Raw genomic sequence first — 760 nt, 5'->3', positions numbered from 1 at the left:
TCAAATCTTAAAGTATCTCTAGATCCAAGTCCAGCTGGTTTTAATCCATATTCTTTTCCTGTTTCAAGTAATTTATTCCACACTTTAACTACATCTTCATTCTTTAAATATATTTCAAATCCATCTTCCCCAGTATATCCTGTCCTCGAAACCATCATAGTATCTATACTGTCTATTTTTACATCATTTTTAAAATAAAAAAACTTTATATCATCTAGATTTGTATCTGTAAGATTTTGTAATATTTCTTGAGCTTTTGGACCTTGTATTGCAATTATAGATGTTTGAGGAGAACAATTTTCTAATTCCACTTGCCAATTTTCTTTATGTTTATTAATCCAGTCCCAATCTTTATCTAGATTTGATGCATTTACTACTAAATTAAACTTTTCATTATTAGTTTTATACACTAATAAGTCTTCTACTACTCCCCCATCAGGATAACACATGAATGTATATACTACTTGCTTGTCTTTCATTTTACTTATGTCATTTGTCATAAGGTGATCTAGAAATGGAAGTGCATCTTTACCTTTAACACTAATATTTCCCATGTGTGACACGTCAAATAAGCCTGCCTGATTTCTAACTGCATTGTGTTCTGAAGCTAAACCTTCATACTGTACAGGCATTTCCCAACCTGCATAATTTACAATCTTAGCTCCTAAGTTTTTATGCTCTTCATATAACTTAGTCCTCTTACCTTCCATCAAAACACTCCTTCCAAATATTAAAACTTTTTGTAACAACATCAATAATA

At 30.5% G+C, this 760-nt stretch carries 1 protein-coding gene; it reads right to left on the bottom strand.

The features are described from left to right. On the bottom strand, positions 1-710 hold a 710-nt coding region (gene gcvT, locus ACTHW2_RS09925; protein WP_442263763.1), incomplete at its 3' end, for a glycine cleavage system aminomethyltransferase GcvT. Between the last annotated feature and the right edge of the window lie 50 nt (positions 711-760).

Origin of the sequence: Tissierella sp., assembly GCF_052089545.1 — a bacterium.
Taxonomy (GTDB): Bacteria; Bacillota; Clostridia; order Tissierellales; family Tissierellaceae; genus Tissierella_A.
Note: the sequence above shows the minus strand (reverse complement) of the source record. Positions and strands in the feature narration are given on the sequence as shown.